At 36.9% G+C, this 24,580-nt stretch carries 19 protein-coding genes; 4 read left to right on the forward strand and 15 right to left on the reverse strand.

Features of this window, described 5'->3' with window-relative positions; genetic code table 11:
- Positions 1–7: 7 nt before the first annotated feature.
- The gene (locus tag IGL48_RS10910) at positions 8–805 is read right to left on the reverse strand and encodes an NAD kinase (protein WP_002356486.1); all 798 of its coding nucleotides are present in this window, start codon (positions 803–805) and stop codon (positions 8–10) included.
- Positions 806–817: 12 nt separating this feature from the next.
- Complete coding sequence (locus IGL48_RS10915; RefSeq protein WP_002356484.1) at positions 818–1,492, reverse strand: GTP pyrophosphokinase; 675 nt, start codon at positions 1,490–1,492, stop codon at positions 818–820.
- A 196-nt stretch (positions 1,493–1,688) separates the two neighbouring features.
- Here IGL48_RS10915 and IGL48_RS10920 point away from each other — a divergent pair, with 196 nt between their 5' ends.
- On the forward strand, positions 1,689–2,267 hold the full coding sequence (locus IGL48_RS10920) for a CYTH domain-containing protein (protein WP_002356483.1): 579 nt from the start codon (positions 1,689–1,691) through the stop codon (positions 2,265–2,267).
- Positions 2,268–2,330: 63 nt separating this feature from the next.
- Entirely contained in the window at positions 2,331–2,990 is a 660-nt protein-coding gene (locus tag IGL48_RS10925; RefSeq protein WP_002368840.1) for a ClpXP adapter SpxH family protein, read from the forward strand.
- A 91-nt stretch (positions 2,991–3,081) separates the two neighbouring features.
- On the opposite strand, the gene pepF is transcribed toward IGL48_RS10925, so the two are convergent.
- The 4 genes from pepF to spxA all read right to left on the reverse strand — a co-directional run bounded on the left by pepF (position 3,082) and on the right by spxA (position 7,612).
- Positions 3,082–4,893 carry an oligoendopeptidase F gene (pepF, locus tag IGL48_RS10930; protein WP_048949456.1) on the reverse strand — a complete coding sequence of 604 codons (1,812 nt, stop codon included), beginning with the start codon at positions 4,891–4,893 and terminating at the stop codon, positions 3,082–3,084.
- 47 nt (positions 4,894–4,940) lie between these two features.
- The gene (locus IGL48_RS10935) at positions 4,941–6,119 is read right to left on the reverse strand and encodes a competence protein CoiA (protein WP_048949455.1); all 1,179 of its coding nucleotides are present in this window, start codon (positions 6,117–6,119) and stop codon (positions 4,941–4,943) included.
- 89 nt (positions 6,120–6,208) lie between these two features.
- A complete protein-coding gene (locus tag IGL48_RS10940) occupies positions 6,209–6,871 on the reverse strand; it encodes an adaptor protein MecA (protein WP_002356478.1) in 663 nt (220 codons plus the stop codon).
- Positions 6,872–7,213: 342 nt separating this feature from the next.
- Complete coding sequence (gene spxA, locus IGL48_RS10945) at positions 7,214–7,612, reverse strand: transcriptional regulator SpxA (RefSeq protein WP_002356477.1); 399 nt, start codon at positions 7,610–7,612, stop codon at positions 7,214–7,216.
- A gap of 359 nt (positions 7,613–7,971) precedes the next feature.
- Here spxA and trpS point away from each other — a divergent pair, with 359 nt between their 5' ends.
- Positions 7,972–8,982: a tryptophan--tRNA ligase gene (gene trpS / locus IGL48_RS10950; protein ID WP_002356476.1), complete on the forward strand. Its 1,011-nt coding sequence runs from the start codon at positions 7,972–7,974 to the stop codon at positions 8,980–8,982.
- A gap of 43 nt (positions 8,983–9,025) precedes the next feature.
- Here trpS and IGL48_RS10955 read toward each other — a convergent pair whose 3' ends face one another.
- Complete coding sequence (locus IGL48_RS10955; RefSeq protein WP_002384099.1) at positions 9,026–10,741, reverse strand: ABC transporter ATP-binding protein; 1,716 nt, start codon at positions 10,739–10,741, stop codon at positions 9,026–9,028.
- A 327-nt stretch (positions 10,742–11,068) separates the two neighbouring features.
- Between IGL48_RS10955 and IGL48_RS10960 the strand changes: the two genes are divergently transcribed.
- Positions 11,069–11,782, forward strand: coding sequence for an HAD family hydrolase (locus IGL48_RS10960; RefSeq protein WP_002356474.1), 714 nt, complete (start codon positions 11,069–11,071; stop codon positions 11,780–11,782).
- Positions 11,783–11,818: 36 nt separating this feature from the next.
- Here the strand turns inward: IGL48_RS10960 and elrE are convergent, their stop codons facing one another.
- The 8 genes from elrE to IGL48_RS11000 all read right to left on the reverse strand — a co-directional run bounded on the left by elrE (position 11,819) and on the right by IGL48_RS11000 (position 24,579).
- On the reverse strand, positions 11,819–12,844 hold the full coding sequence (gene elrE / locus IGL48_RS10965; protein ID WP_010815254.1) for a transmembrane protein ElrE: 1,026 nt from the start codon (positions 12,842–12,844) through the stop codon (positions 11,819–11,821).
- Between the two features lie 74 nt (positions 12,845–12,918).
- Positions 12,919–13,695: a WxL domain-containing protein ElrD gene (gene elrD / locus IGL48_RS10970; RefSeq protein ID WP_002362542.1), complete on the reverse strand. Its 777-nt coding sequence runs from the start codon at positions 13,693–13,695 to the stop codon at positions 12,919–12,921.
- Positions 13,696–13,734: 39 nt separating this feature from the next.
- Positions 13,735–14,517: a WxL domain-containing protein ElrC gene (gene elrC, locus IGL48_RS10975; RefSeq protein ID WP_002384097.1), complete on the reverse strand. Its 783-nt coding sequence runs from the start codon at positions 14,515–14,517 to the stop codon at positions 13,735–13,737.
- A 1-nt stretch (position 14,518) separates the two neighbouring features.
- On the reverse strand, positions 14,519–14,887 hold the full coding sequence (gene elrB / locus IGL48_RS10980) for an LPXTG anchor domain-containing protein ElrB (RefSeq protein ID WP_002384096.1): 369 nt from the start codon (positions 14,885–14,887) through the stop codon (positions 14,519–14,521).
- 3 nt (positions 14,888–14,890) lie between these two features.
- The gene (gene elrA / locus IGL48_RS10985; RefSeq protein ID WP_002384095.1) at positions 14,891–17,062 is read right to left on the reverse strand and encodes an enterococcal leucine-rich protein ElrA; all 2,172 of its coding nucleotides are present in this window, start codon (positions 17,060–17,062) and stop codon (positions 14,891–14,893) included.
- Positions 17,063–17,251: 189 nt separating this feature from the next.
- Positions 17,252–18,157, reverse strand: coding sequence for an Rgg family transcriptional regulator ElrR (gene elrR / locus IGL48_RS10990; protein WP_002385708.1), 906 nt, complete (start codon positions 18,155–18,157; stop codon positions 17,252–17,254).
- A gap of 67 nt (positions 18,158–18,224) precedes the next feature.
- The gene (locus tag IGL48_RS10995; RefSeq protein ID WP_010777878.1) at positions 18,225–21,422 is read right to left on the reverse strand and encodes a DEAD/DEAH box helicase; all 3,198 of its coding nucleotides are present in this window, start codon (positions 21,420–21,422) and stop codon (positions 18,225–18,227) included.
- A 19-nt stretch (positions 21,423–21,441) separates the two neighbouring features.
- On the reverse strand, positions 21,442–24,579 hold the full coding sequence (locus IGL48_RS11000; protein WP_048949454.1) for an SbcC/MukB-like Walker B domain-containing protein: 3,138 nt from the start codon (positions 24,577–24,579) through the stop codon (positions 21,442–21,444).
- Position 24,580 lies beyond the last annotated feature (1 nt).

Raw genomic sequence — 24,580 nt, forward strand, 5'->3', positions numbered from 1 at the left:
CGTTTAATTAATCCTCACCAATAAAGGCATCTTTCACTCGATGCCAAAAATGCATGTGCCGATAAGAGGCAAAATGAATCCGTTCGTCTGCAATTCGATAGCAGACAGAAGCGATATTTTCTTGATAAATATCTAATTGGTCCACCGTGACAAAATAATCATCACTTTCCTGTAATTTAATCTCCAGCCACTCCGTATGTGCAATTACAATCGGGGACCCCAATGTTCGAAAGACACGATTGTTTAAGGAGGCGATTTCGGTTAACTGAAACGCATTAATGCTAGGATGCAAAACAGCTCCACCAATACTTTTATTATACGCAGTAGAGCCGGTTGGGGTCGAAATCGACAACCCATCACCACGAAATCGTTCAAACAGTTCGTCTTTAATAAACACATCGCCCACCATCGTCCGGTTTCCTCGTTTAATTGTTGATTCATTTAATGCTAAAAAATGTTTATCTGGTTTCCCATCTCTAAACCGAATCCGCACATCTAATAATGGATAACTCGTACTTTTTTCACGATGAATACACAAACTCTCAACTAGTTCTTTTAATTCATAATCACGCCAATCTGTATAGAAACCCAAGTGTCCGGTATGTACACCTAAGAAACTTACTTCGTTTAACAGATGATTAAATCGATGAAAAGCGGAAAGAAGCGTACCATCTCCGCCGACTGAAATCACAAGTTCAGGTTGACGATTGTCTATTTGAATTTGGTTTTGCTCTAATAGTGTTGTCAGTTGTTTTGTGACTTGTTTCGATTTTTCTTCCGAGTTATGAACAATCGCCACTTTCATAAGCAGACTCCTTTACTGATTTTCTGGTGTTTCGTTTTTAATTTGCTTATAGTATTCGTTTTCTAGCAAGCCACGGCCATGAGAGAAGTAATGTTGTGCTTCTTGAATTTCTTCACGAATAGATGACATTTCTTCATCTAATAAATAGGCTGCCTCTGCCGCTCGCTGAAGGCGTTCTTTCATTTCTTCAGGAAAGACACCTTGATATTTATAATTCAAAGAATGTTCAATCGTTGCCCAAAAATTCATGGAAAGTGTCCGAATTTGGATTTCGGCCAAAATAATCTTTTCCCCAGTGACTAATTGCACAGGATATTCCACCACCACATGGTACGAACGATAGCCACTTTCTTTTTTATTTTCAATGTAGTCCCGTTCTTCCACAATTTTTAAGTCTTTACGATTTCTTAAAAGTGCGACTACCTGGTAAATGTCTTCCACAAATTGGCACATAATCCGCAAACCAGCAATGTCTTGCATTTCTTCTTCAATCCGATTTAAAGGAATATGCCGAATAGCCGTCTTTGTCAAAATACTATCTACTGGTTTCACACGTCCTGTAACGAATTCAATTGGTATGTGTTTATCTTGCTCCCGAAATTGTTTACGAATACCTCGTAGTTTTACTTTTAATTCGCTGACCGCCTGTTCATATGGCGCTAAAAACAGCTCCCACTCTCGTTCCATGGTAGATCCCTCAATTTCCTTGAATTTCATTCACTGATTATTTTACCACAGTCCTCCCTAAAATAGGGTGTTATTCGCTATTTGATTTCCAAACGCCTTTCATTAGAAAAAATTTTCACAGAGAAGACCACTTTTCTTGACGGAAACCTATATAATATGTGAAAATTGGAGTGATTTAAGAAAGAGAGAGAACCCCATGAGTGAGCACTTAGAAATTGAATTTAAAACATTAGTTAGTCCGCAAGATTTCAAACGATTAATCGACCATTTTGCTATTCAAAAAACGGACTTTTTTACGCAAACAAATCATTATTTTGATACGGACGATTTTCAATTAAAAGCACAACGAATGGGCTTAAGAATTCGCGTATTAGCAGATCGTGGTGAGTTAACCTTAAAAGTTCCTGCGCCAGAAGGATTATTAGAAATCAATGACCCTTTATCGCTTGAGACGGCGAACCACTTTATCAAAAGGAATCACCTCCCTACTGAGGGGGCTGTGGCGAAGAAATTACAAGAATTAGGGATTGAAATCGCCTCGATCCATTTAATTGGTTCATTAAAAACAGCACGTGCAGAAAAACAAATTCCTCAAGGACTACTTGCGTTAGACGAAAGTTGGTATAACCAACAGCACGATTTTGAATTAGAGTTAGAAGTTACTGAAGCTGAAAGCGGCAAGCAAGCGTTTCAAACATTAATGGCTGATTTGAACATTCCCATTACGCTTGCACCTAACAAGATTCAACGCATGATGCGGACCACTGCCCCTTAGTATTCGAAGCACTGACGTTCTGGCACCTGTATTTGAAAAAGCATGGCATTGGAGGAAGTATGAATGGTTGAAATTTATTTGTTCGTCAATCCTTTAGGCGGCGTCTGTTTAGAAATTGAAAAAGAAATTATACAATTGTCTGTTAACGACAAGAAGAAAATACAATTGCGCTTTATTCCTTTATTAAACATGAAAACGATCAATGAATTTTTGAGTCGTCAACATATTCCGATTAATGACATTAAACGACGGAATCGAATTTTTGAAGATTTATACTCAGCCGCTCTTGACTATAAAGCAGCACAGTTACAAGGCCGAAAAAAAGGCCGACAATTGTTGATTGGCTTACAAAAAGCAGTAGCTGAAGACGGTCTAGCTTACTCTCCTGAGTTATCAGAAGAACTACTTCTAGCGGCCGGCGGGGATATTGATATGTATCGTAAAGACCGACAATCCGATTTTGTCAAAGAATCTTTCCAAACCGACCAAAAAGTTGCTCGAGAAATGGGGATTAAACAACATCCTACCGCAGTCGTTTACAACTATACTTGCGAGAACGATTTCGGCATTTTAGTCGAAAATTTTGAAAACATGGATGAAATTAAACAACTTTGTCGTGTCCATCCACATAACGAACCGTTGCTGAACCAAGGTGACGCAACCTTTGAATTTAAACGTCGCTCCAATTATCATTTTCCAAATGGACATTTACATTTATTATAAAAAAGATGCTGCGACAAAAGCTGTTAACCAATTATCTTAAGAGTTAAAAAGTGGGATATAAGTCATTTGGACTTATATCCCACTTCTTTGTCTATAATTTTTCAACCAAAGCTTCTAATTCCGTTAAACGTTCTTCAAAAACTTTCATTGCATCTTCGATATACGCGGCTTGTGTCATATCCACGCCCGCTTTTTTCATCACTTCAATTGGGAAGTCACTACTTCCTGCTTTCAAGTAGTTAAGGTATTTCTCTAAAGCTCCTTCTTCTCCAGCTAAAATATGTTTAGACAATGCCGAAGCGGCTGAGAAGCCAGTTGCATATTGATAAACATAGTAATTGTAATAAAAATGTGGAATTCTCGCCCATTCATAACTGATTTCTTCGTCTCTAACTACTTCTGGTCCATAATATTTAGCATTGAGCTCGCCATAATACTCACTCAAATATTCACTTGTTAATGGCGTGCCTTTAGCATCTTCCGTGTGAATAAAATGTTCAAATTCCGCAAATTGCGTTTGACGGAAAATGGTTCCCTTAAAGCCGTCTAAATAGTGATTTAAGACATACGCACGTACTTTAGGATCTGTTTCTGTTTGTAATAAATATTCTGTTAAAATATTTTCATTTGTGGTTGAAGCAATCTCAGCTAAGAAAATTGAATAGTCGCCATAAACATACGGCTGATTATTTCTTGTATAGTAACTATGAACACTATGGCCCATCTCATGGACTAATGTAAATAGTTGATCCAAACTATCATGCCAATTCATTAAAATGTATGGGGCTGTATCATAAGCTCCTGAAGAATATGCGCCGCTTCGTTTTCCTTGATTTTCAATCACATCAATCCAACGACTTGAAAAAGCTTCTTTGACAATAGATAGATAGTCTTCACCTAGTGGTTTTAAAGCCTCAATTGCTTTTTCTTTTGCTTCTTCATAGCTGTAACGAATTGGTGCTTCACCTAGCAAAGGCGCATACAAGTCGTACATGTGTAATTCTTCTACGTTTAATAATTTTTTTCTTAATTTTACATAACGATGTAGCAAAGGTAAATGTTTATTTACTACAGCTACTAATGTTTCGTGAACACTTTCAGGGATATGATTACTTGCTAAAGAGGCTGCCCGAGCAGAATCATAATTTCTAATTTTTGCTTTATAATTATGCGTTTTAACATGTGCACCTAAAGTTGAGGCTAATGTATTTCTAAATTGTTTGTACACTTTGTACAAACCTTTAAATGCTGCTTCACGAACAGATGGATCGACACTTTCCATTAACTGACCATAAACGCCATGAGAAAGTTGAATCGTTTCGCCTTCAGCATTTTGTACAGTTGGAAATTCTAAATCTGCATTATTTAAAATTGAAAATGTATTACTTGAGGCACCAAAAATTTCACTAGCCCCCGCCAGTAAAGCTTCTTGTTCCATCGATAAAACATGGGGACGTTCATCTAAAATATTTTGAATATAGTGACGATAAACAGCTAATTTCGGCTGCTCTTCAAAATATCCCCAGATTTGTTCATCACTTAATGTTAAAACCTCTGGGTCAAACCAAGAAACAGCTTCACTAACTTGTGCATATAAAGAACTAGCTCTGGCATATAAAGCTTGGTAAGCTGTATTTGTAGTGTCTTGATCATTTTTTAAATGAGAATAGACATATAATGTTTCCACTTTTCGATAGACATCTAAAACGTATTCTAACGCAGCTAGAAAAGCTTCTGCACCATTCCCTAAGGTACCTTTAAATGATTCTGCTTGATTTAGCTCTTCTGTCAACTGATTATACTCAACATCAAAAGCAGCATCATCTTTAAAAATTTTGGTTAAATCCCAAGTCAATGGAGTTGGAACTTCATCACGTGTTGGTAATTGTTTAATTTCGCTCATAGTTTACTCTCCTTTAAGAAACGTTTTACTCATTATACTATCATAATTTAACACGTGTGACTAAAAAAATGTTGTTTTTTCACTTTTTTTAGCCAATGAATGAGCTTTTCAGGATCTTCTCTTAGGAAAATACTAGTTATTAGGTACTTATTGTTTACTTTAATTAACACATAACATTCTTGTAACCAGCTCAATAAGCTATTCCCTACGATTTTAAAAAGCTTTTTTAAGCCAATATTCGGCAGCGGTTGCCAAATAAAGTTCCCTTCTTCCAAAAAACTAGCTTCCAAGATACGCCATAGTTCCTGTTTGGTCACTAAACGCCCTTCTTTGGTTTTTAGTGCTTCCCAAACAAGCATTTTTAAATGAATATCTTCTTCAGAAGAAGGTATTAGCTTCAATCCAGGATAGTAAAACCAAGGAGGTAACTGGAGAAGGTGACAACCTTTCGTGTATAAAAAGCTTTGTGTTCTAAGCAACTGAGCATTTCTGTAACCAAGTTGTTGCGTCAATTTTTGATAATAATCATGCATCAATTGGCCAGTGTGCCGTCTATCTGGCAGTAAATTTAAATTAGCGGTCGGTAGTCGGAAGATTTCTAGTAATTGTTTTTCGTAAAAATCCCATGATTGTTTTCTTCTATAAAATTGTTGACATTGACTCTCTTCAATATGACAAAGTAATTCTATTCGTTCTTGCTTCTTATTGGCCGTCCATAAATAAAATCCCAAGGACTCCGAAAAGTAAAGGAATTGTTTCGTTAATTGCGTGAGCTTGTCTTTAGGCACTAATCGTTCACCTAAAATCCAAACAACTTGATAGCCATGAGTTTGATAAGTCTCCGTCCGTTCCACCAAACGTTTAATTGGCAACGGACTACATTGAATTTCAATGGCTATCTTCCCAATGAGTAAATCTGGGCGTTGCTTCAAGGCGGGTAAGTATGCCTCAACTTGAAAAGACAGCTTTTCACGCAAACACTTTTCCGCAAAAAGCTGCTTCAAGCGGAGGTGTTCTTCTGTTTCAGCTTCTGCTTCGTACCAACAACTATTCTTTTTGCGATGAGCAAAATGGGGTATTTTAATGGGGCCTGCCTTCAAAATGACCGATTGATGACACATTGGACACACAAAAGCTTGTTCGCTTCGTATCTGTGTTAATTCATCAATCGAGCAATCGATTAAAGAAAATAATTCTTGGTTGTCTGCCGTTAAAGCTGTTAACATGATTTTCACCTCTCATAAATAAACTACGCAAAGTTTCTTAATTTTCATCAAAAAAAAAAGCAAAAACTCGAAAGTTTTTGCTTTTTTGCTTAATCATTAAAGTAATAACGTGTTAATTCCAACGCACTGCGTTCCATAATACAAGTGCCATATTCGACTAAAGTATCCTGAGTGACAGTTGTTTTATGAGCAAATTCTAAAATCTGTGCAATTTCATTGTCAACATTTGTTTTTTCTAATTCATCGGTTAAGAACAAAACTTGTAAGTAATAACGATCGTTGTACGTGTATAAGTTAGTCAAAACAGATTGCATGAAGACTTCTTTGGATAATTGAATCATCGCTTCAAAATTATCTAATTCAAAGATTACATTTCTGTTTGTTTCATCTGTGGCTTCCATCTCGTCAAGTTCATCGGCGGCTGCTTTGTCTGCTTCAATTTGTTTGCGAATCAATTCGCTAACATCTGCATTGACTTCGCTCAGACCTTCTAAGGAAGACAAGTCGTCCATAGCGACATTCTTACTAATAAACAATTCTAAGCCATCATTTTTAGGCAAGACTTGGAAAGTGACTGCTTCACTACCTTGGAATTCATCTTCGACATCAACTTCTTCTAAAATACTATAAAAGAAATTTTCAACATCTTTGTGGTTTCCTAGTAAGTCAAGAAAAGTAATCCCTCTATCCGCCAGGTCTTCGTTGCCAATTAACACACGAATCGTATTTTCATTAATATGTTCCATTTCCATAGCGCTACACCTCTCTTTGCTTCAATCAGGAAACTTCTTACGTTCATTGTAGCGAAAACTACACAAAAGTAAAGTGGAAAGTCTGTAAACCCTCGAAAACTAGCGAACGTTTTATAAACTTTGAACTTTTTTAACGATTGGTTTTTCGCTCCTTCTACCTCTTCATCTTAACGCAGTCTCTCCAAAAAAGATACTATTTTTCCTTGACCACGTTCTGCCAAATCAAATGAATACAAGTTCTAAATATGTATTAAAAAGCCAGAGATAAAAATCCCTGGCCCTAAATTCATATGAATCGTTCTTTATTACAATTAACAAATAAAGAACAAAATTTTATATTTTTTATAAACCTGCCATTAATTGTGCTTGGCGCAATTCCAGTTGTCGAACATCTCTTGGTAAGAATCGACGAATTTCATCTTCGTTAAAACCGACTTGTAATCTTTTCTCATCAATCATAATTGGCCGACGCAACAATCCAGGGTTTTCTTGAACCAACTCTAATAAATCTTGAAGTGGAAGCTCGTCCAAATCCATATTTAATTTTTGGAAAACTTTAGAGCGAGTAGAGATAATCTCTTCTGTTCCATCTTCTGTCATGATTAAAATTGCTTTTAATTCCTCAATATTTAAAGGTTCAGAAAAAATATTTCTTTCTTTAAAAGGAATTTCGTGCTCTTGCAACCAGGCTCTAGCCTTACGACATGACGTGCAACTCGGGGAAGTATAAAGTGTCAACATTGTGCATCACTCCTTTTCGCGAATCATCGCGTTTCTGAAACAGGGAACTGTACTGTTCCTCTATTTAAAACCAGTATACCTAATTTCTAATAAAAATACTAGGGGTTTTTAAACATTTTTTATTAACTTTGTTTATTTTTCCTTCATTACATCCGTGTAAAATTAGGGTTAATTTTTATGAAATTTTATGGATATTCGTTATGATTCTGTAAAAAAGTAATACAGTTTTCTATTTTTATGGTCGCTGTTATAATTTACTTCTCTTGGTGATTTTTCAAGAAGTTCCCATGTATTTTTTTCTAATAAAATGTATAATAGAACTATTCACTATCTTAAGTCTAAAGTCAGGTGGTTATTTAATGAAAACAATTTTTTCTGGTATTCAGCCCAGTGGTACTCCGACAATCGGAAATTACATTGGTGCAATGAAACAATTTATCGAATTACAAAATGAATACAATTGTTATTTTTGTATTGTGGATGAACATGCCATTACCGTTCCCCAAGAACCGCAAAAGCTACGCCAACAAATTCGTAGCTTAGCAGCTCTTTACCTAGCGGTTGGTTTAGACCCACAAAAAGCAACAATTTTCATACAGTCTGAAGTGAGTGCGCATGCAGAAGCTGGTTGGATCATTCAGTGCAATACTTCTATTGGTGAGTTAGAGCGAATGACACAATTTAAAGATAAATCACAAAAAAATGGTCGTGCTGGCGTAAGCGCTGGTCTTTTAACATACCCTCCGTTAATGGTTGGTGATATCGTGTTGTACAACGCTGACTTAGTGCCAGTCGGAGATGATCAAAAACAACATTTAGAATTAACACGTGATTTTGTGGAACGCTTCAACAAACGTTACGCCCAAAAAAATCAAGAAATTTTAACGATGCCTGAAGTAAAAATCGCTGAGCAAGGTAGTCGAATTATGAGCTTACAGGAACCAACGAAAAAGATGAGTAAGTCCGATACAAATGTGAAGGGCTTTATTTCAATGCTTGATGAGCCAGCAGTGATTCGCAAAAAAATCCGCTCTGCCGTAACTGATTCAACTGGTGTAATTGAATATAATAAAGAAGAAAAGCCTGGCATTACTAACTTACTAAATATTTATTCTGCTGCGACAGGTCAAACTGTTGAGGAACTTGTTCAAGCATACGAAGGCAAAGGCTATGGAGACTTCAAAGCAGATTTAGCAGAAGCAGTAGTTGCCTTATTAGAACCTATTCAAGTGCGCTACCAAGAGCTTCTAGCTTCAGAAGAATTAGATATGATTTTAGATGAGGGCGCAGAAAACGCTCGCCTGGTAGCCAACAAAACACTTCAACGAATGAAAAATGCTGTTGGTTTGGGAAGAAAAGTTCGGCGCTAACTAAACATAATAAAAACCCGCGAAGTTTTATTCGCGGGTTTTTTTATGTTCTAAATTGAGCATCGTACAGCCGACGATAGTGGCCTCTTTGCGCGTACAAAGTTTCATGTGTTCCATCTTCTAAAATTCCTTGGTCACTCACTACGATTATTCGATCAGCATGTTTAATCGTTGCCAGTCTGTGGGCAATAATTAATGTTGTTCGCCCGTCAGCTAACGAGTTTAATGACTCTTGAATCACTTGCTCTGTTTCTGTATCTAATGCAGAAGTCGCTTCATCTAGAATTAAAATCGGCGGGTTCTTCAAGAACATTCGCGCAATTGCCACTCGTTGCTTTTGACCGCCCGATAATTTCACGCCACGTTCGCCAATAATTGTGTCCAAGCCATCTGGCATTAGCTGAATTACATGTTCTAAATGTGCTAATTTCACCGCTTGTTGAATGTCTATTTCTGTAGCATTTAAATTCCCATAAGCAATATTTTCTCGTAATGTTCCAGGGAATAAAAACACATCTTGTTGAACAATTCCAATCTGCTTACGTAATGAAGCCAAGGTCATTTTCTGGATATTTCTACCGTCAATCGTAATTTCACCACTACTGACTTCATAAAAACGAGGCAACAGATTGCACAAGGTCGTTTTTCCTGAACCACTTTGGCCAACGAAAGCAACGGTTTCACCAGGTTGAATTTTTAAATTGATATGGTCTAAAACTTTTGTGCCATCTTCATAAGCAAATGAAACATCTTTATAGGCAATCGTTCCTTCTAAATGCGGAACAGCAACAGCTCCTGGCAAATCTTTGATGGACGGTTGTTTGTCCATTTCTTCCGTAAAACGTTTAAAGCCAGCAAATCCTTTGGGATAGCTTTCAATCATATTGTTGACTTTTTCAATCGGCCGAATAAAAATATTGGCTAATAAAATAAATCCTACAAACTGTCCTTCTGTAATTTCTCCTTTAATTGTATAATACGCACCAAAAATTAATGAAAATAAATTTATCAGACGAATTAATAAGTAATTATAGGCGGAACTGACACCCATCACCTTATAAAAATATAATTTCGATTTTCGATACATTTGATTTAAATAATTAAACTGTTTTCGTTCAAATGGTTCATTTGCAAAAGATTGCGTGACACGTATCCCACTTACTGACGCTTCAATCCCAGCATTAAATTCACCTAAATTATCGTAAATATCCGTATTCGCTTTTGTCATTTTCTTATTAAAATAACCTAGCGCAATCGTGATAAATGGCAATAAAATAAACGTAGCGATGGCTAATTTCACGTGAATGGTTAACATTAATAAAAAAGAACCTGCTAACGTCATAATCGTAATAAAGACGTCTTCTGGACCATGATGCGCCACTTCTGAAATTTCAAAAAGATCAGTGGTCAAACGGCTCATTAATTTCCCTGTTTTTTGATTATCATAATACTCAAACGGTTGTTTTTGCAGATGTTGATATAATTCTTCACGCATATCTGTTTCAATATTCACGCCTAACATATGACCAAAATAAACCACAATAAATTGTAAAAACGTATTGATTATATAAAATGCAAATAAGCCCGCACTAGCTAATGCAATGAGGCGAAAATCTCCTTTTGGCATAATCTTATCAATTACTTGGTTGACTGCTACTGGAAAAGCCAACTCTAACAGCCCCGCAAAAACGGCACACCCAAAATCCAAAATAAATAATCGACGATACGGCCGATAATACCCAAAAAAACGCTTTAACATAACTCCCTAACTCTCCCCCTTCATTCTCATTCATTATACGGAAAAAGACTGTCTCTTGCAAAATTCTAACTTCTATCAGAACACGTGTTATTTAAGTAACTTTGACTCAAAATCATTTTCACAAACTTTTCATTATCAGAATATTTTTTCATTTATCGTTTCCATTTTTTCGGTAAAAATAACTATAATTGTCTTTCCCCGCAAGGCTTTGATTTCTGTACAAAACCTTGAAATACAGTGAAAAATACTCTATTTATTTGTGAAAATATCGGCTACAATATAACATATGAAAAGTTTTGTAAAAAAGTTAAGAGGTGCACTTGTTAAATGAGAACCATTGTTTTTGATGTTGATGACACGCTGTACGATCAGCAACAACCCTTTCGAAATGCGATGACTAAAATTTTCCCAAACGTTGCGACAGAGGATATGCATGAATTGTATCTTCGTTTTAGACACCACAGCGATGAAACGTTTCCGAAAGTTTTAGCCAATGAATGGTCCCTAGATTTCATGCGGTTTTTCCGGATGAATGAAACATTAAAGGATCTAAACTATCCAGGAATTTCACAAGAAGAAGGAAAAATTTTCCAACAAGTTTATGAAGAAGAATTGGATAATATTACGATGCATCCAGAAGTTACTAAGCTTCTTGATACTTTACAAGAGAAAGAAATTCCGATGGGGATTATTACAAATGGTCCAACAGACCATCAATTTAAAAAAGTTAAACAATTGAATCTTGAAAAATGGGTTCCAAGCCAAAATATCATTATTTCTCAAAGTACGGGTTTTCAAAAACCTGAAAAGGAAATTTTTGATTTAGCCTGTAATCAATTTTGTATGGAACCTGAACATACTTTATATGTTGGTGATAGTTATGACAATGATATTGTAGGCGCACGTAATGGTGGCTGGCATTCTCTTTGGTTTAACCACCGCTCTCGTGAACTACCAAGTTGCCAACCTGCATCACACCTTGCAGAAGTCACTTGTTTCACCGAACTTTGTCCGACTGTGGAGAAATTATTTAATCTTTAAAAAAAGCCGTTCTTCAATTTGAAGAGCGGCTTTTTTTTATTTATTTTTTTGTTTTTTCAGACGTAAAATGATGAACAGGCAGATTATCAGTAAAAGGAGCAATAAACCGATTAAGAGATAAATAAGTTTAGATTCCGTTTTTTTGACGGTTACATCTTTCTCATTAAATGTTTTTGCTTCTTCTTTTGAGATCGTAAATTCTTTCGTAAATTGCCATTTTTTTCCTGAGCCTTCCACAGTCATTGCCAATACATACGTCCCAGCTTCCATTTCATTTTCTTCATAAGGAATAGGGAAATTAAAAATTGAATTGGGCGCCATTTGCATATCTTCTTGTTCTTTCTCTAAAATAACGTTACTTGTTTTCTTATTTTTAACATTTGCCGTTACTTTCATTGATTGAAGATAGGCTGCTTCATGGTTTAGTAGTGTTGCAGAAATAACACTGCGCGCATTTCTTTGCGTCGGTTCAACTTTCTCTAAAGACAATTCAGGTTGCACAACTGTTTCATTTTCTCGAAGTAAAACAGCTACTGTATAGGCATAGCGATTTTCAATTGCTAAGCCGTTTGTATTTTCTTTTTGCTTGTCTTTCGTTTCATCGACTTTTTCACTAAACGTGATCCCGCCCGCTAGTTGCCCTGAAAACTCTTCTTTAGGCATCTTCACTCGTAGTTCAACTAATTTTTCACTTTTAGCAGGCAATTCAACACTCTCACCGCCGTCTTTCAGTTGAATGATTTCTGATAAATCTGCTGGTGCAGATTTATCTAATGCTGTCAACGACTCACCATATTCAATCACTCCGTTGCTGTTTGTTGTGGCCGACTTCACACTAACATCAATCACTAAATTTTCATCTGTACTATTGGCCGCTCGAACTTTCAAAATTTGTTCTTGGTCTGGTTTCATCATTAAATCAAAATATGTTTTTGTTTTATCTATTTGGTTTTCTGGAATTTCTGTTTCAACACTAAATCGTAATTCTGCTGCTGAGGTTTCAATCCCAAAAGCAAAGAAATAAAAACTTAGGATCATCAGAATAAAATATCTATTTTTCATTTCGCTCTACACTCCATTTCTATGTAAAGGAGAAAGGCTGAGTTCCCCTCTTCCTTTCTCCAAAAAGGTTCTTTTTATACTGGCGTATTAGCTAATGTCCAAGTAATTGTTGTTTTGTAGGCATCGTTTAATTTAACTGATTTACCTGGCACTTTTAATTGAACATCTTTCATTACTTGACGGCCGTCAACTTCAGCAATTGAACTAGCATTGCCGTATAAGTATGACCATTTCCCAGCACCTTGATCTGTTGCGGCTACCATCACGTTATGACTTTCACCCACTGTACCAAAAGTTACGCTCGCTAAACTTGTTGGTGCAGCACTTTGTCCTGCTGTCACAGCTGAAGCATTTTGAAAGACAATTTCAGTTCCTTCAAGTGTCTGACCTTTTGTAGCAGAAGTAAATGCAGAATTTTGTTTTGCAGATAAAGTCCAGCCTTCTAAAGTTCCACGATTATCTGTAATTTGAGCAAATAATGGACCCGTTTTTTCAACATTATTTTTATCTTTTAAAACTTGTGCTGATGCAAAATAGATTTCATCTTTTGTGCTGATGATATTTTCACCAAAGTTTAAACTTGAAGCATAGTCCAAGGTTAAGGGACCTGTAGAACCTTCATCAACTGGTTTGTCAGGATTTACTGGGTCGATAGGTGTCACAGGATCTTTGCCGTCTTTGTCTTCTGGATCCACTACAGGATTTTTGCTGTTAGGATCTTTTTCATCTGGTGCTTTAAATTTTACAATAGCATCTGTGTCGCGATTAGCCACTTCCTCTGCTTGAACTGGTAGTGTGCCTACCGCGATGGTTGCTAAAATTAAGCTGCTTGCGATGGTCATTTTTTTCATGTTAGTGCTCCTTCTCTTCTATTGTTATAGTTTCAATAATTATACGCTTGGTAAATCAGCGATTGTCCATGTTAAAACAGTTTTGTATTGAACAGCATCTTTTGGTGTTGCTCCTGGTACAGTTAATGTGATCGCTGTATTTTTATCTACGCTTTCACCGTCAACTTCCACTTTTTCAATCCCACCGAACGCACTAAGCCAAGTTCCAGAACCTTGACCTTCAGCGGCAGACATCACATTTGATGAATCGCCAGCTACTAAAGTTACTTCATGCGCAGTTGGTGTGACTGCTTTGGAATTAGACACTGCTTTGTTTTGACTTAATTTAATTTCTGAACCGTCTAAAACTTTATTTAATGTTTCTTTTGTCGCTGTTAATTGTGTTTCTTGTTTAACTGTTAAGGCCCAACCGGCATTCGTTCCGCGTTTGTCGGAAATTTGTACATAATTTGGTTTAGGATTAGTCAAATCAGGACCAGAACCGTCTGCCAAGAAAAAGTATTGTGGATTTGCATAATATTTTTCATCTTTATTTGAAATTTTATTTTTGCCAAAGTCTAGACTAGAAGCATAATCGATACTTAGTGGACCAGTTGTTCCTTCATTTGGCTTATTGCCTGTGTCTGGTGTCGTTGGATCAAAGGGTTCAACAGGTTTTTCGGTATCTGGATTCACTGGATCGACAGGTTTGTTGATAGAGGCATCCGGAGTAAATTCAACGATAGCATTTGATTCATAGTTTTTTTCTTCTGCATTCACTTCTGGTGCAATAGCCACGCCTAAAGTGATAGCGGGGATTGTTGATAAGATAATTTTTTTCATTTTATTGTTCCTTCTTTCTTTTTTTTAAAATAAAACTAGCCATAAAGATGACTATTATTCCGAGATAATTAAACATTTGTTGCTGTTTAGTACCAGTTCGAGGTAAGAAGCCTGAGCCTTTTTGATCAACCGTTTTACTTGTTGAATGCTTCAATGATTCTCCACTCATTGCTGGGATTGCTTCCGACTGCTTGGGGAAACGCTGTGGTATCTTACCATCTGGTTTTTCTTTGTTGGCTGGTGGCTCATACTCGCCATAAAAAGAAACTTCTGCATTTGTCGGATAGGCATTTGTTTCAGCAAATACATCAACTGATGAAATCAATCCTAATAGCAATACACCGCTAACTATTTTTTTGATAAGACTCACCCCCTATTTTGCACTGCCATCAGGTACGTCCATCAAGTGCCAAGTTAGTTTTGCTTCGTATTCTTCTGCTTTGGCCGTCCCTCCAGGAACAGATAATAACAACTCTTGGTCATTTTCTTTCCATTGATCAGAAATATTTGTTTCTTGATGTCCATTGACTTGGTTGTGAACAAGAATCGATTGGCCTTCTGGAATGTCCTGTAAGCGATGGTTGGTTCTAAATTTTAAAATATTCGGCAACGTAGCACCTGATTCAGATTTGAAATCAGAAGTAACGGTTAGTGCAAGCGACCAATTATTCCCCGTTTGACGAGTATCTCGTATCACTAATGGTTGATCCATGGAAACAATTGGATATTGGGTCGTGCTACTAGCGATTTGCAGCTCATTCCCAAAGGAAATCGCTGTGGGTACCGTTTTGAACCTGACAGAGCCAACCACAGTGACTGTTAGCGCTAATTCATCAATCTTGTAGCCTTTATCATAGACTTCCACGACCAACTGCTGTTTTCCATAAGTTAGTTCTGGTAATAACAAGGCTTTTTCCTTAAATGTTTTAGAATTAGTGGTTGTTTCATCTGCTAATTTCTGGATTTCTTGGCCCTCTTTTTTGACAATAAATTGTAATCTATTCCCAGCATCGACATCTTGCCAATAAAAAGGCAGGGCTGTTTTTTGAAAGTCATCAATATCGATTGTTTTTTCCATCGACTTTTCTATACGCTCTTTTGACCAAGATAGTTTCGTTTCACTTAAGAAAACTTCTTTGACAGGTTGAACGACTGTTCCAGAAAAGTTCCCTAAGTATGCTTTATCTGTTGATTCCCAGATATAAGAAACGCCTTCATGAGCTTTGGGTAAATTCCATTCAAACAGTCCTTTTGTGGCATCGTAACTTCCATAAGGGCTAATCGTCAGCGGTGGAAATAGTTGACCATCACGAGATACCACCTTATTTTTTAATTGCAGTGGTTTCCCAGCAATATAATCGACAGAAGATAAGATAATCATTTGATTAGATACATCTAGCCCTGTAATGGCCGTTAAGCCTTTTAACGGACTGATATCTGAAATTTGATTTTCTCCCACATCTAAAACTGTTAGATTGAGTGTTTTCTCTAACGGTGCCAAGGAAGAAATTTGATTGTTTCTTGCATACAGTACACGCAGATTAGGAACAGTGCTTAAAGCTTCCAGACTAGCAATCGTTTGATTCATAATACTCAACTCTTCTAGACGTGGCTTATTCGCCAAGGGCGCAATTGTTTTTAATTGATTATTTTCCACATAAAGACGGAGTAGGTTATTTGCTTCCGTAAGCCCATCTAAAGTAGCAATCTGATTATTGGCAGCCCAAATGGTTTCTAAATTACGAAGAGAACGAAGCGGGTCGAAGGAAGTCACTCGATTATTCGGCGTGATTTTTGACGGATGATCTGTCGTATTTTGGATACTTAAATTTTTTAAAGCAGCCATTCCTTCAAGTCCATTTAATGTCGTTAATTGATTGTTCTCAACATACAAGCCTTCTAAATTAATTAATCCTGCTTGACCTAACGGACTAAGATCAGCTATTTTATTGTTTCTCATATATAAAAAACGTAATAGCTTAAATTCACCTTTAGCAAAAGGACTCAAATCTGTTACATTGAGTGAATCTTGAAAAGATAATTCTTCTAAGTTTCTTAGGTATTGAACTCCTTCCACATTAGAAACAACGACATTTTCTAAAATAACTTTATTCAGTTTATCCAATTCTGCTTGGGTGACAGTATTAGAGGTCCGAGATTTGCTTAACTGTTTTCTGATATTTTCCGCAAAGGCTGGATCAGGAAATAGTGTACTGATAGGCGTCGCTTTATCTAAGACAGCACCTGCGTATAATTGGGGCATCATCAGTTGTGCTTCCGTTATCGCTAGTGCTTCATTTGGCGGCTCTTCACTTGTTTCAACAGTCGTTAACTCTTCTGATTGGGGAATCTCCGAACTACTGGTTGCTGAATTTTGCTCTTCTGCCGATGAAGTTTCTGGAATCTTTTCTTCTGAAACAGATGAAACATTTTCTTCACTGGAGGATGCGATTGTTTCGGTCGTTTCGGCGAAAGTTGTTACAGGAAGTAGCAAACTATTAGCCAAAAGTAAGGCACTAACTGCGGAGATGCACATTTTTTTCATAAACTTCACCTCCTGATATTTTCTTAATTATAGTGAATATCAACTGAAAATGGGTTCAATTACGACAAACTGTCCAAATTAATTTGTATAGACAAGACAAAGAGCGCCAAATAGGGTTTTCTACCCCTATTTGGCGCTCTTTGTCGCTAAACACAACCAGAATGTATTATGACAAATTCTCAATTATGCCTAGTTTTCTTTTATTTCTTTTAAACTATCCTCTATTTTTTCCAATTGCCCAGCAAAAAATTCTTGTTTGGCTTTTGGTAAAAACAATGTGATAGATAAAAGGATTTGTTCTTTAAAGATTGACCAATCTGCGAATATTTCTTCATTGGTTAAAATCATTTCTATTTTTTCTGCTATTTTTTTCCAGAGGATCATTCGCCAGTTATTTTCACCCACTTCATATTCTTTAAACATGCTTAATACATGAAGAATATGGGGAACATTTTGGCTGACAATCGCCGCAAATAAAAAATCAATAATTACTTGCTCGATAATTTCTAGCGAGCGAATATCAATAATTTCCCGCTCATTGACAGATTGTAGTACACGAAAAAGTAACGAAGTTGGAAACGGCTGCAAGCCAACATTTTTTTGTAATGCTAAAAATTTCAAATTAAAAATAGTATACACATCGGCATTAATTAATCGTTCCAGAATCTGATTTTCTAATGCAATAATTTCCTCTTTTGTCACAACCGTTTGAGGGTTAAAAAGATATTCCAACGCCAACATCGAATACATTACTTCTTGCTTTCCTAAAGCAAAAGACGATTTCTCATAATACGCCCGATAATCTGCAACGATTCGACTACTTTCTTGAAAATTTTTACTAAAGATTGCTTGATTAAACTGCTCCTTAGCTAAAACTGTTTTGGACATTGGCGTTAATTTTTCTGTCATTTCCATCGGCGAAATAGACAAGATTTCCACAATAATGGCTAAATCCGAAATACGCAATTCACTATTTCCTTGGACAAAGCGTTGATAACTTCGACTAGAAACACCATTTTCATCAAAGACACGCAGAGGAATATTTTTCCCTTTACGAATCCGTTCAATTTCTTCACCTAGCGGCCGATATTCCATATATTCTTTTTGTTTCAAACGAATTACTCCATTTCTCTTTAAATAAGATAGCAACTAAGTTGAACGGCTATTCTCCAATGCTTAAAATTGTGCGAATATCTTCTTCCGTCATTTTCGCTAATTGCTCTTCATTTCCTTGAATCACTTTTTGGAACAGCTCGCGTTTCTCTTGCTGTAAGGAATTCATTTTTTCTTCAACCGTTCCTTCTGCAATCATCCGCCACACTTCAACAACCTTTTTTTGTCCCATGCGGTGTGCCCGACCAGCCGCTTGTTCTTCGACTGCGGGATTCCACCATAAATCGTATAAAATAACTGTATCTGCACCAGTTAAATTTAGTCCGGTTCCCCCTGCTTTCAATGAAATTAAGAAGACATCTTTTTCTCCTTCATTAAAGGCATTCGCCATCGTTAACCGATCTTGAGGCTTCGTACTTCCTCGTAAATAGAACGTCTCTAAACCTAATTCATTCAATTCTTTTTCTAAGATAGAAAGCATACTTGTGAACTGAGAAAATAATAGGACACGACGATTGTTTTCTTTGGCAGCCACTAAAAAGTCTTTGACTTGTTCCACTTTGCCAGAACCTCCCGTGTAATCCTCAATAAACAAACGCGGATCGCAACAGATTTGTCGTAAACGGGTCAAGCCTGCTAAAATACTCATGCGATTTTTCTTGAAGGTCGCCTGATCCATTTGACTGACATCTGCTTGCATTTGTTTTAGATATGCCAAATAAACCGTTTTTTGTTCTTCTGTTAAGACACTGTACATATTATTTTCAATTTTTTCTGGTAAGTCTGCAAGCACCGTTTTCTTGTCTCGTCGTAAAATGAATGGTTGAATCATTTTGGCAATTTCTTCCGGCTTAATTTCTCGAAAGGCTTTTTTGCCTGGGAACAATCCCGGTAAGATCATTTGGAAAATTGACCACAGTTCATCTAAATTATTTTCAATTGGTGTGCCACTTAATGCAAAACGTTGGGGTACTTTTAAACTTTTTAAGGCTTGCGCCGTTTTAGTCCCACTATTTTTAACCATTTGGGCCTCATCTAAAATCAAATAGCCGACACGCATTTCCTGATAAAGCTGAACATCTTGTCGCATACTTGCATAAGAAGTAATCAGAATATCTTCGGTGCTATTTTGTAAAAGCGCTGCTCGTTCTTGGCGGTTGCCAGAAACCACTTGAACATTTAAGGTTGGCGCAAAACGTTTGACTTCGGCTAACCAGTTATAGGTTAAACTTGCAGGAGCGACAATCAAAGCTGTCCCTTTCAAGCACTCTTCTTCTTTTTCCGAAAGTAAATAGGTAATGGTTTGCAGTGTCTTCCCTAAACCCATTTCATCAGCTAAAATACCGCCAAATTGATAATGGCTAAGCATTTTCAGCCATTTATACCCTGTTTCTTGGTAATGGCGTAACGTTGCTTGTAAGGTTTTGGGGACTTGCGCTTCAAAGTTTTCTGGATGCGTTAAATCCGTGACCATTTTTTTAAAGGAATCTGAAAAATGTGCCCGCTCGTTGTCTTCTAATAAACTTTCGATCATGAGGCCTTGGTTTTTGGGCACATGAATGACATTGTCTTCTTGATGCATATTTTTTCGCAGCTTCGTTAAAATTGCACTTGTATGGAAAAATTCCTCTGAGTCAAAAGCAAGAATTTCACCACTTTTTAACGTATAAAAAGCATCATTACGTAGTAGACTAGTCAATACTGCATCGATTTCGGTTTCATCAATGCCAGTGACATCAAACCGAATATCTAACCAAGAATCCCCTTCCGCAACTTCAATCGTTGGTTGATGATGCTGGGCATCTAAATACAATTCCCGTAATTTCCGTCCCATCCGAACTTCTCCTAATTGACGGAAAGCTGGAACTTCGGCTTTAAAGAAATAATACAAGGACTCCCCAGCAGGTAAGACTTTTTCAAAGCCTGTGGTTGTTTGCTGATAGGCAAACTGTTGAAATTGCTGCTTAATTGCTGTTTCTTTTGCTTTATCTCGAACGATTTCTTGATTAACTTCAGGTAATTGAGCATATTTCGGGTTTGTCGAGAAAATGACTTCTCCATAGTGATAGTCAATCCGAGCGTTAATCCGACCTTTAATTTTCTTAAAAATAAAGACTGCTTTTAAAGGATGATGGACGACTAATTCTTCAACTGATTCTTCAACAGACACTCGACCAATTTTTTCCAATAATGGTAACACTTCACTAAATAAATCAGAAACTGTTTCTTTTTCATAAATAATTGACGGCTCTTCCAAGCGTTTCATTAATTGAAGTAACGTGGTGTAGATGGCTTCCTGCTCTTCTGTTAGTAAATAAACCGTTTGATCCGCAATCGCCCAGTGATAGTGGGCTAGAAACGTTGTAATAGGATTCTGAATAGTTAATTTGAAGCTTTGTTCCTCGGTTTTTTGGACTGTAAACGTAAGTGGCAAACTGGTTTCTTTGAACGTTAGATAGCGATACTTATGAGTTTGATTGGTCAATATAAACTGACCCGTTCGATTCATTTTTTCAACTAACGATTGACTGCGATCAATTGGTAATAATAGATAACGTTTGTCGATTTTCCCTTTAACTTGAATACCGTTTGCACCTAATAATTGGCTGGTATGATAAATTGCCGCAAGTTCTGTTAAAATTTCTTGAATCTCCATTGAAAAAGAATCATGTAGCAAAGTAAATTGGTGTTGTTTATTCACCATAAAAGTCATTTCCTTTTCATATGCTTGTAAAAAATCACCAATATTTTTCACAATATATGTTTTAGGTTTGGTGCCTTCTAAACCAATTTTTAAAGAAAGACCAATCGTTGATAATTCTGGATAGTAATTATTCGTTTCGATCACATCTAAATGAAATTCTAAACGTAAAGGCTGCAAGGGAACTTCGGCAGAAGCTTTGCTTAATTTGGCAAAGCCTTTGGTAAACATTTCAGCTGTTGATCGATTTGTTTTCTCAAAATTGACTGTTTGATTCGCTTGAATAATTCTTGACACGCCTCGTTGTTTCAGTGCCAGTTCAACTGCCACTGTATGCTTGCAATAGCCATGTTCCATCCAATATTGACATTCACAAACATCTTGTTCTTTGGCGGTACCATCCAATTCAACAAGATAAAGTTCTTCCCCTAAAACCTCAGACAACCAGATCCTTTTTTCTGGATTTTGAACGATAGATAAGACCCGGCCTTCTTGCATATATTCGCGCCCTTGTTCAACGATTCGCTCTGGAATACTCCATTTCATCGACTCACCTCCTCTTCTACTAAGCTAGCTGATAGTGAACGGTACTTTGACCATTCCCATTGCTTTTTATTTGTAATTGTTGTGGAATTCGTGCTTTTAATTCGCCAATATGACTAATAATCCCAATCATGCGGCCTTCATTTTCAATCGTTTCTAACGCCTCCATTGCCATTTCCAATGCTTCTTCATCTAAGGAACCAAAGCCTTCATCAATAAACAACGCATCAATTAAGACTCCGCCTGCTTGTTCTTGAATCACTTCTGCTAAAGAAAGTGCCAAAGCTAACGCTGCTATAAAACTTTCCCCGCCTGATAACGTGTGAGCACTGCGCACCGTCCCCGAATTGTCATCATAAATATTGATTTCTAGCCCCGTTTGATTCCGATAACTGCCTGCTTCGTGATTCAATTCAAATTGATAACGACTATTGGTCAGGCGGTCTAAACGCTGATTAGCAACTGTCAGCACTCTTTCTAAATACGTTTGTAACATATACCGTTCAAAACTAATTTTTTTAGGATTATTGCCATTCACCGTATCTGCCAACTGTTGTAGTGCAGCAACTTCCTCAAACTTGTCTTCAATTGTTGTTCTTTGCGCATTAATTTCTTGAACCAACTGTTGGTTGTTCAGCATTTTTTCATGCAGTTGATAGTATTTTTTTTCTTGTTCTTCAATTTGTTGTGTTATTTGTTCAATTTCTGTGGTGATTAAAGATAATTCTGGGAACGTATCACTAGATAATTTTTTTTCAATTTCAGCGAGTTGGATAGTCAGTTGGGTTTGCTCTTGTTCAAATAAAGCAATTTGTTCTTGCTGACTTTCTAGTGTCGGTACCTCTTTCAACCACTCCGTCAATTGGTCCTCTGTCACTCCTTGTTCCGTTAAAACTGTCTTTAACTGACTCTCAAGTTGTGTGACTGTTTGTTGAAGTGTTTGTTGTTCTTTCTCCAAATGCGTCAGCGTACTTTCAAGGATCATTTCTTCTTTCTTCAAGGTTTCTCCTTGTGTCGTCACGTTTTCTTTTTGACGTTCAAATGCAGAGAGTTCTTCTTGAAGCAAAGCTTGTCGTTTAGTCATTTCTTCGTATGTGACGGTTGCATCCAATAATTGGCTAGCAATCATTTGCTGCTGGATAGTGATTCTTTCCAGACTTTGTTGCATTGTTTCTACTTGTTGTCGGAGCACTTCAAAGCGTTGGGAATTTTCAGCTACTTGTTCTTCTAGTTCCGCCAGACGGTCCTTTTCGACTGAGATTTCCGTTAGTTTTTGTGCTATTTGTTGTTTTTCTTTAGCTAATTGCGACTCAACTTCCGCAATTTCTGCAGGTGTTACTTGTGAAAAAGTTAGTCCTGTTAACGGCAACTGCAAGTCAGCAAACTGCGCTGCTAATTGTTCTTGTTCCTCAGTATACGCAGCTTCCTGTTCTTGTAATTGGCTTTCTTTCTGTTGCTTTTCCGCCCCTAATGCAGAGAGCGTTTCAGTAAATCGTTGAACCGTTTTTTCAACTTCCGTTAATTCCCGTTCCACTTGATCAATCTCTTCTAGGGAAACTCCTTGATGAGTTTGTTGCTTTGGATGTTCTAAAGAGCCACAAACTGGGCAAGGTTCCCCCTCTTCAAGTAACAAGCTTAATCGTTGGATTTGTAAAGAGGCCCATTGACTTTTCTTTGTCTGCAACTTCGCTTCTTCGGCGCTTTTTTGTTGCTGTTCAACAGCAAACCGTTGTGTCAACTCGTGCAATTCCACTTGGTTTTGACTAATTTTTTGCCAAGCTTTTTGATTTTTTTGCCAACGTTCTACAAAATTTTGCCAATGATCTGCTACACTAGAACATTCAAAATTTGCTTTTTCAAGTGTTCCTTCTTGTTCAATAAATTGTTTGGCTGTCGCCACTTTATCCGCCAATGTTGTTTTTTCCTGTTGGCAAGATTCATACTCTTTTTGAATGGCTTGATAATTGGCTTGTTCTGCTATTTGTTGTTGGGCTAACTGTTCATATTCTTGGTATTGTGGTAATTGACGTTGAATCGTTTGAAGACGTTCTTGTTTTTCAGCAATCAATGGTTGTTGTTCTTCCAACTCACTCATGATTGCTTGCCAATCTGTCAATGCTTGTTGCGTTTCCATAAGAGCTTGTTGTTTGGACTTTGTTTCTTGCTCTTTTTGTTGTTTTTCGCTTCGTTTTTCAAAGACTTTTTCAGCTAAAGATTGCTGTTTTTGGCTCCATTTTAATTGCTGAATCTGTTCCTTTAGCCGCTCAATGACGGTTTCCTGTTCAGCTTGTTTTGCTTTCTTTTTCAGTAATTCTTCTTTTTGCTGTTGCAAGTTTTGTCGTTCTTCAATAGCATAACGAACTTGCTCTTTTGCTTGTTTGGCTTGTTTTAAGGTTGCAATTTGTTCTCTTTCAACTAATAGTTGTTGCTGAGCCTCTTGTTGTTGGCTTTCTAATAATTGAAGTTTTTCAAAAAGTGTCATTGTCGGTTCAGGTTCTTCTGACCAATGCAACTGTTCTGTTTTCAGTTCAATTTTTTGCTGGGTTTCTTGAATCTCTTGATTGGCAATTTTTAAGCGTTCTTTTAAATTTTCGCTGAACAACTGATACAATTCTGTTCCGAATAAATTACGCAAAACCTTTTCTTTTTCATCACTTTTAGCAATTAAAAAAGTCCGAAACTCTCCTTGTGGTAACAATACAATTTGAGCAAATTGATTGGCATTCAAATGCAATAATTCTTGAATGAGTTCGTCCACTTCGCGTCTTTTAGAATAGGCTCGTAGTTCTTTCCCTTGAGCATCTTTGACAATTAAAGAAATTTTGGCACTTTGTTTACGGACTCCTGTGCCACGTTTTTTAAAAAGTTCTTGTTCGGGAAGGCGGTTCAGTTCATAGAGATACTCGTTATGTTTAAAAAGCAAAGTAACTTCAGTGGCTTCTGAGGGGTCAGCAAATGTGGAACGCATTTCTTTGCCTAAACGTAATTTCCCAGAACTTTCACCAAACAAAGCATAGCTCATTCCATCAAAAATCGTTGTTTTCCCAGACCCTGTTTTTCCACTAATTAGAAAAAGTGAAGAATCTTCAAACTTCGTAAAATCAATGGTTTCATTAATATACGGTCCGAAGTTTTTCAATGTTAAAGATAATGGTTTCATC

The organism is Enterococcus sp. DIV1090 (genome assembly GCF_050537975.1).
Lineage (GTDB): Bacteria > Bacillota > Bacilli > Lactobacillales > Enterococcaceae > Enterococcus > Enterococcus faecalis.

Excerpts from the sequence above, each read along its gene's own strand:
- IGL48_RS10910 (WP_002356486.1), bottom strand. The coding sequence starts at position 805 with ATGAAAGTGGCGATTGTTCATAACTCGGAAGAAAAATCGAAACAAGTC.
- IGL48_RS10915 (WP_002356484.1), bottom strand. The coding sequence starts at position 1,492 with ATGGAACGAGAGTGGGAGCTGTTTTTAGCGCCATATGAACAGGCGGTC.
- IGL48_RS10920 (WP_002356483.1), top strand. The coding sequence starts at position 1,689 with ATGAGTGAGCACTTAGAAATTGAATTTAAAACATTAGTTAGTCCGCAA.
- IGL48_RS10925 (WP_002368840.1), top strand. The coding sequence starts at position 2,331 with ATGGTTGAAATTTATTTGTTCGTCAATCCTTTAGGCGGCGTCTGTTTA.
- pepF (WP_048949456.1), bottom strand. The coding sequence starts at position 4,893 with ATGAGCGAAATTAAACAATTACCAACACGTGATGAAGTTCCAACTCCA.
- IGL48_RS10935 (WP_048949455.1), bottom strand. The coding sequence starts at position 6,119 with ATGTTAACAGCTTTAACGGCAGACAACCAAGAATTATTTTCTTTAATC.
- IGL48_RS10940 (WP_002356478.1), bottom strand. The coding sequence starts at position 6,871 with ATGGAAATGGAACATATTAATGAAAATACGATTCGTGTGTTAATTGGC.
- spxA (WP_002356477.1), bottom strand. The coding sequence starts at position 7,612 with ATGTTGACACTTTATACTTCCCCGAGTTGCACGTCATGTCGTAAGGCT.
- trpS (WP_002356476.1), top strand. The coding sequence starts at position 7,972 with ATGAAAACAATTTTTTCTGGTATTCAGCCCAGTGGTACTCCGACAATC.
- IGL48_RS10955 (WP_002384099.1), bottom strand. The coding sequence starts at position 10,741 with ATGTTAAAGCGTTTTTTTGGGTATTATCGGCCGTATCGTCGATTATTT.
- IGL48_RS10960 (WP_002356474.1), top strand. The coding sequence starts at position 11,069 with ATGAGAACCATTGTTTTTGATGTTGATGACACGCTGTACGATCAGCAA.
- elrE (WP_010815254.1), bottom strand. The coding sequence starts at position 12,844 with ATGAAAAATAGATATTTTATTCTGATGATCCTAAGTTTTTATTTCTTT.
- elrD (WP_002362542.1), bottom strand. The coding sequence starts at position 13,695 with ATGAAAAAAATGACCATCGCAAGCAGCTTAATTTTAGCAACCATCGCG.
- elrC (WP_002384097.1), bottom strand. The coding sequence starts at position 14,517 with ATGAAAAAAATTATCTTATCAACAATCCCCGCTATCACTTTAGGCGTG.
- elrA (WP_002384095.1), bottom strand. The coding sequence starts at position 17,062 with ATGAAAAAAATGTGCATCTCCGCAGTTAGTGCCTTACTTTTGGCTAAT.
- elrR (WP_002385708.1), bottom strand. The coding sequence starts at position 18,157 with ATGGAATATCGGCCGCTAGGTGAAGAAATTGAACGGATTCGTAAAGGG.
- IGL48_RS10995 (WP_010777878.1), bottom strand. The coding sequence starts at position 21,422 with ATGAAATGGAGTATTCCAGAGCGAATCGTTGAACAAGGGCGCGAATAT.
- IGL48_RS11000 (WP_048949454.1), bottom strand. The coding sequence starts at position 24,579 with ATGAAACCATTATCTTTAACATTGAAAAACTTCGGACCGTATATTAAT.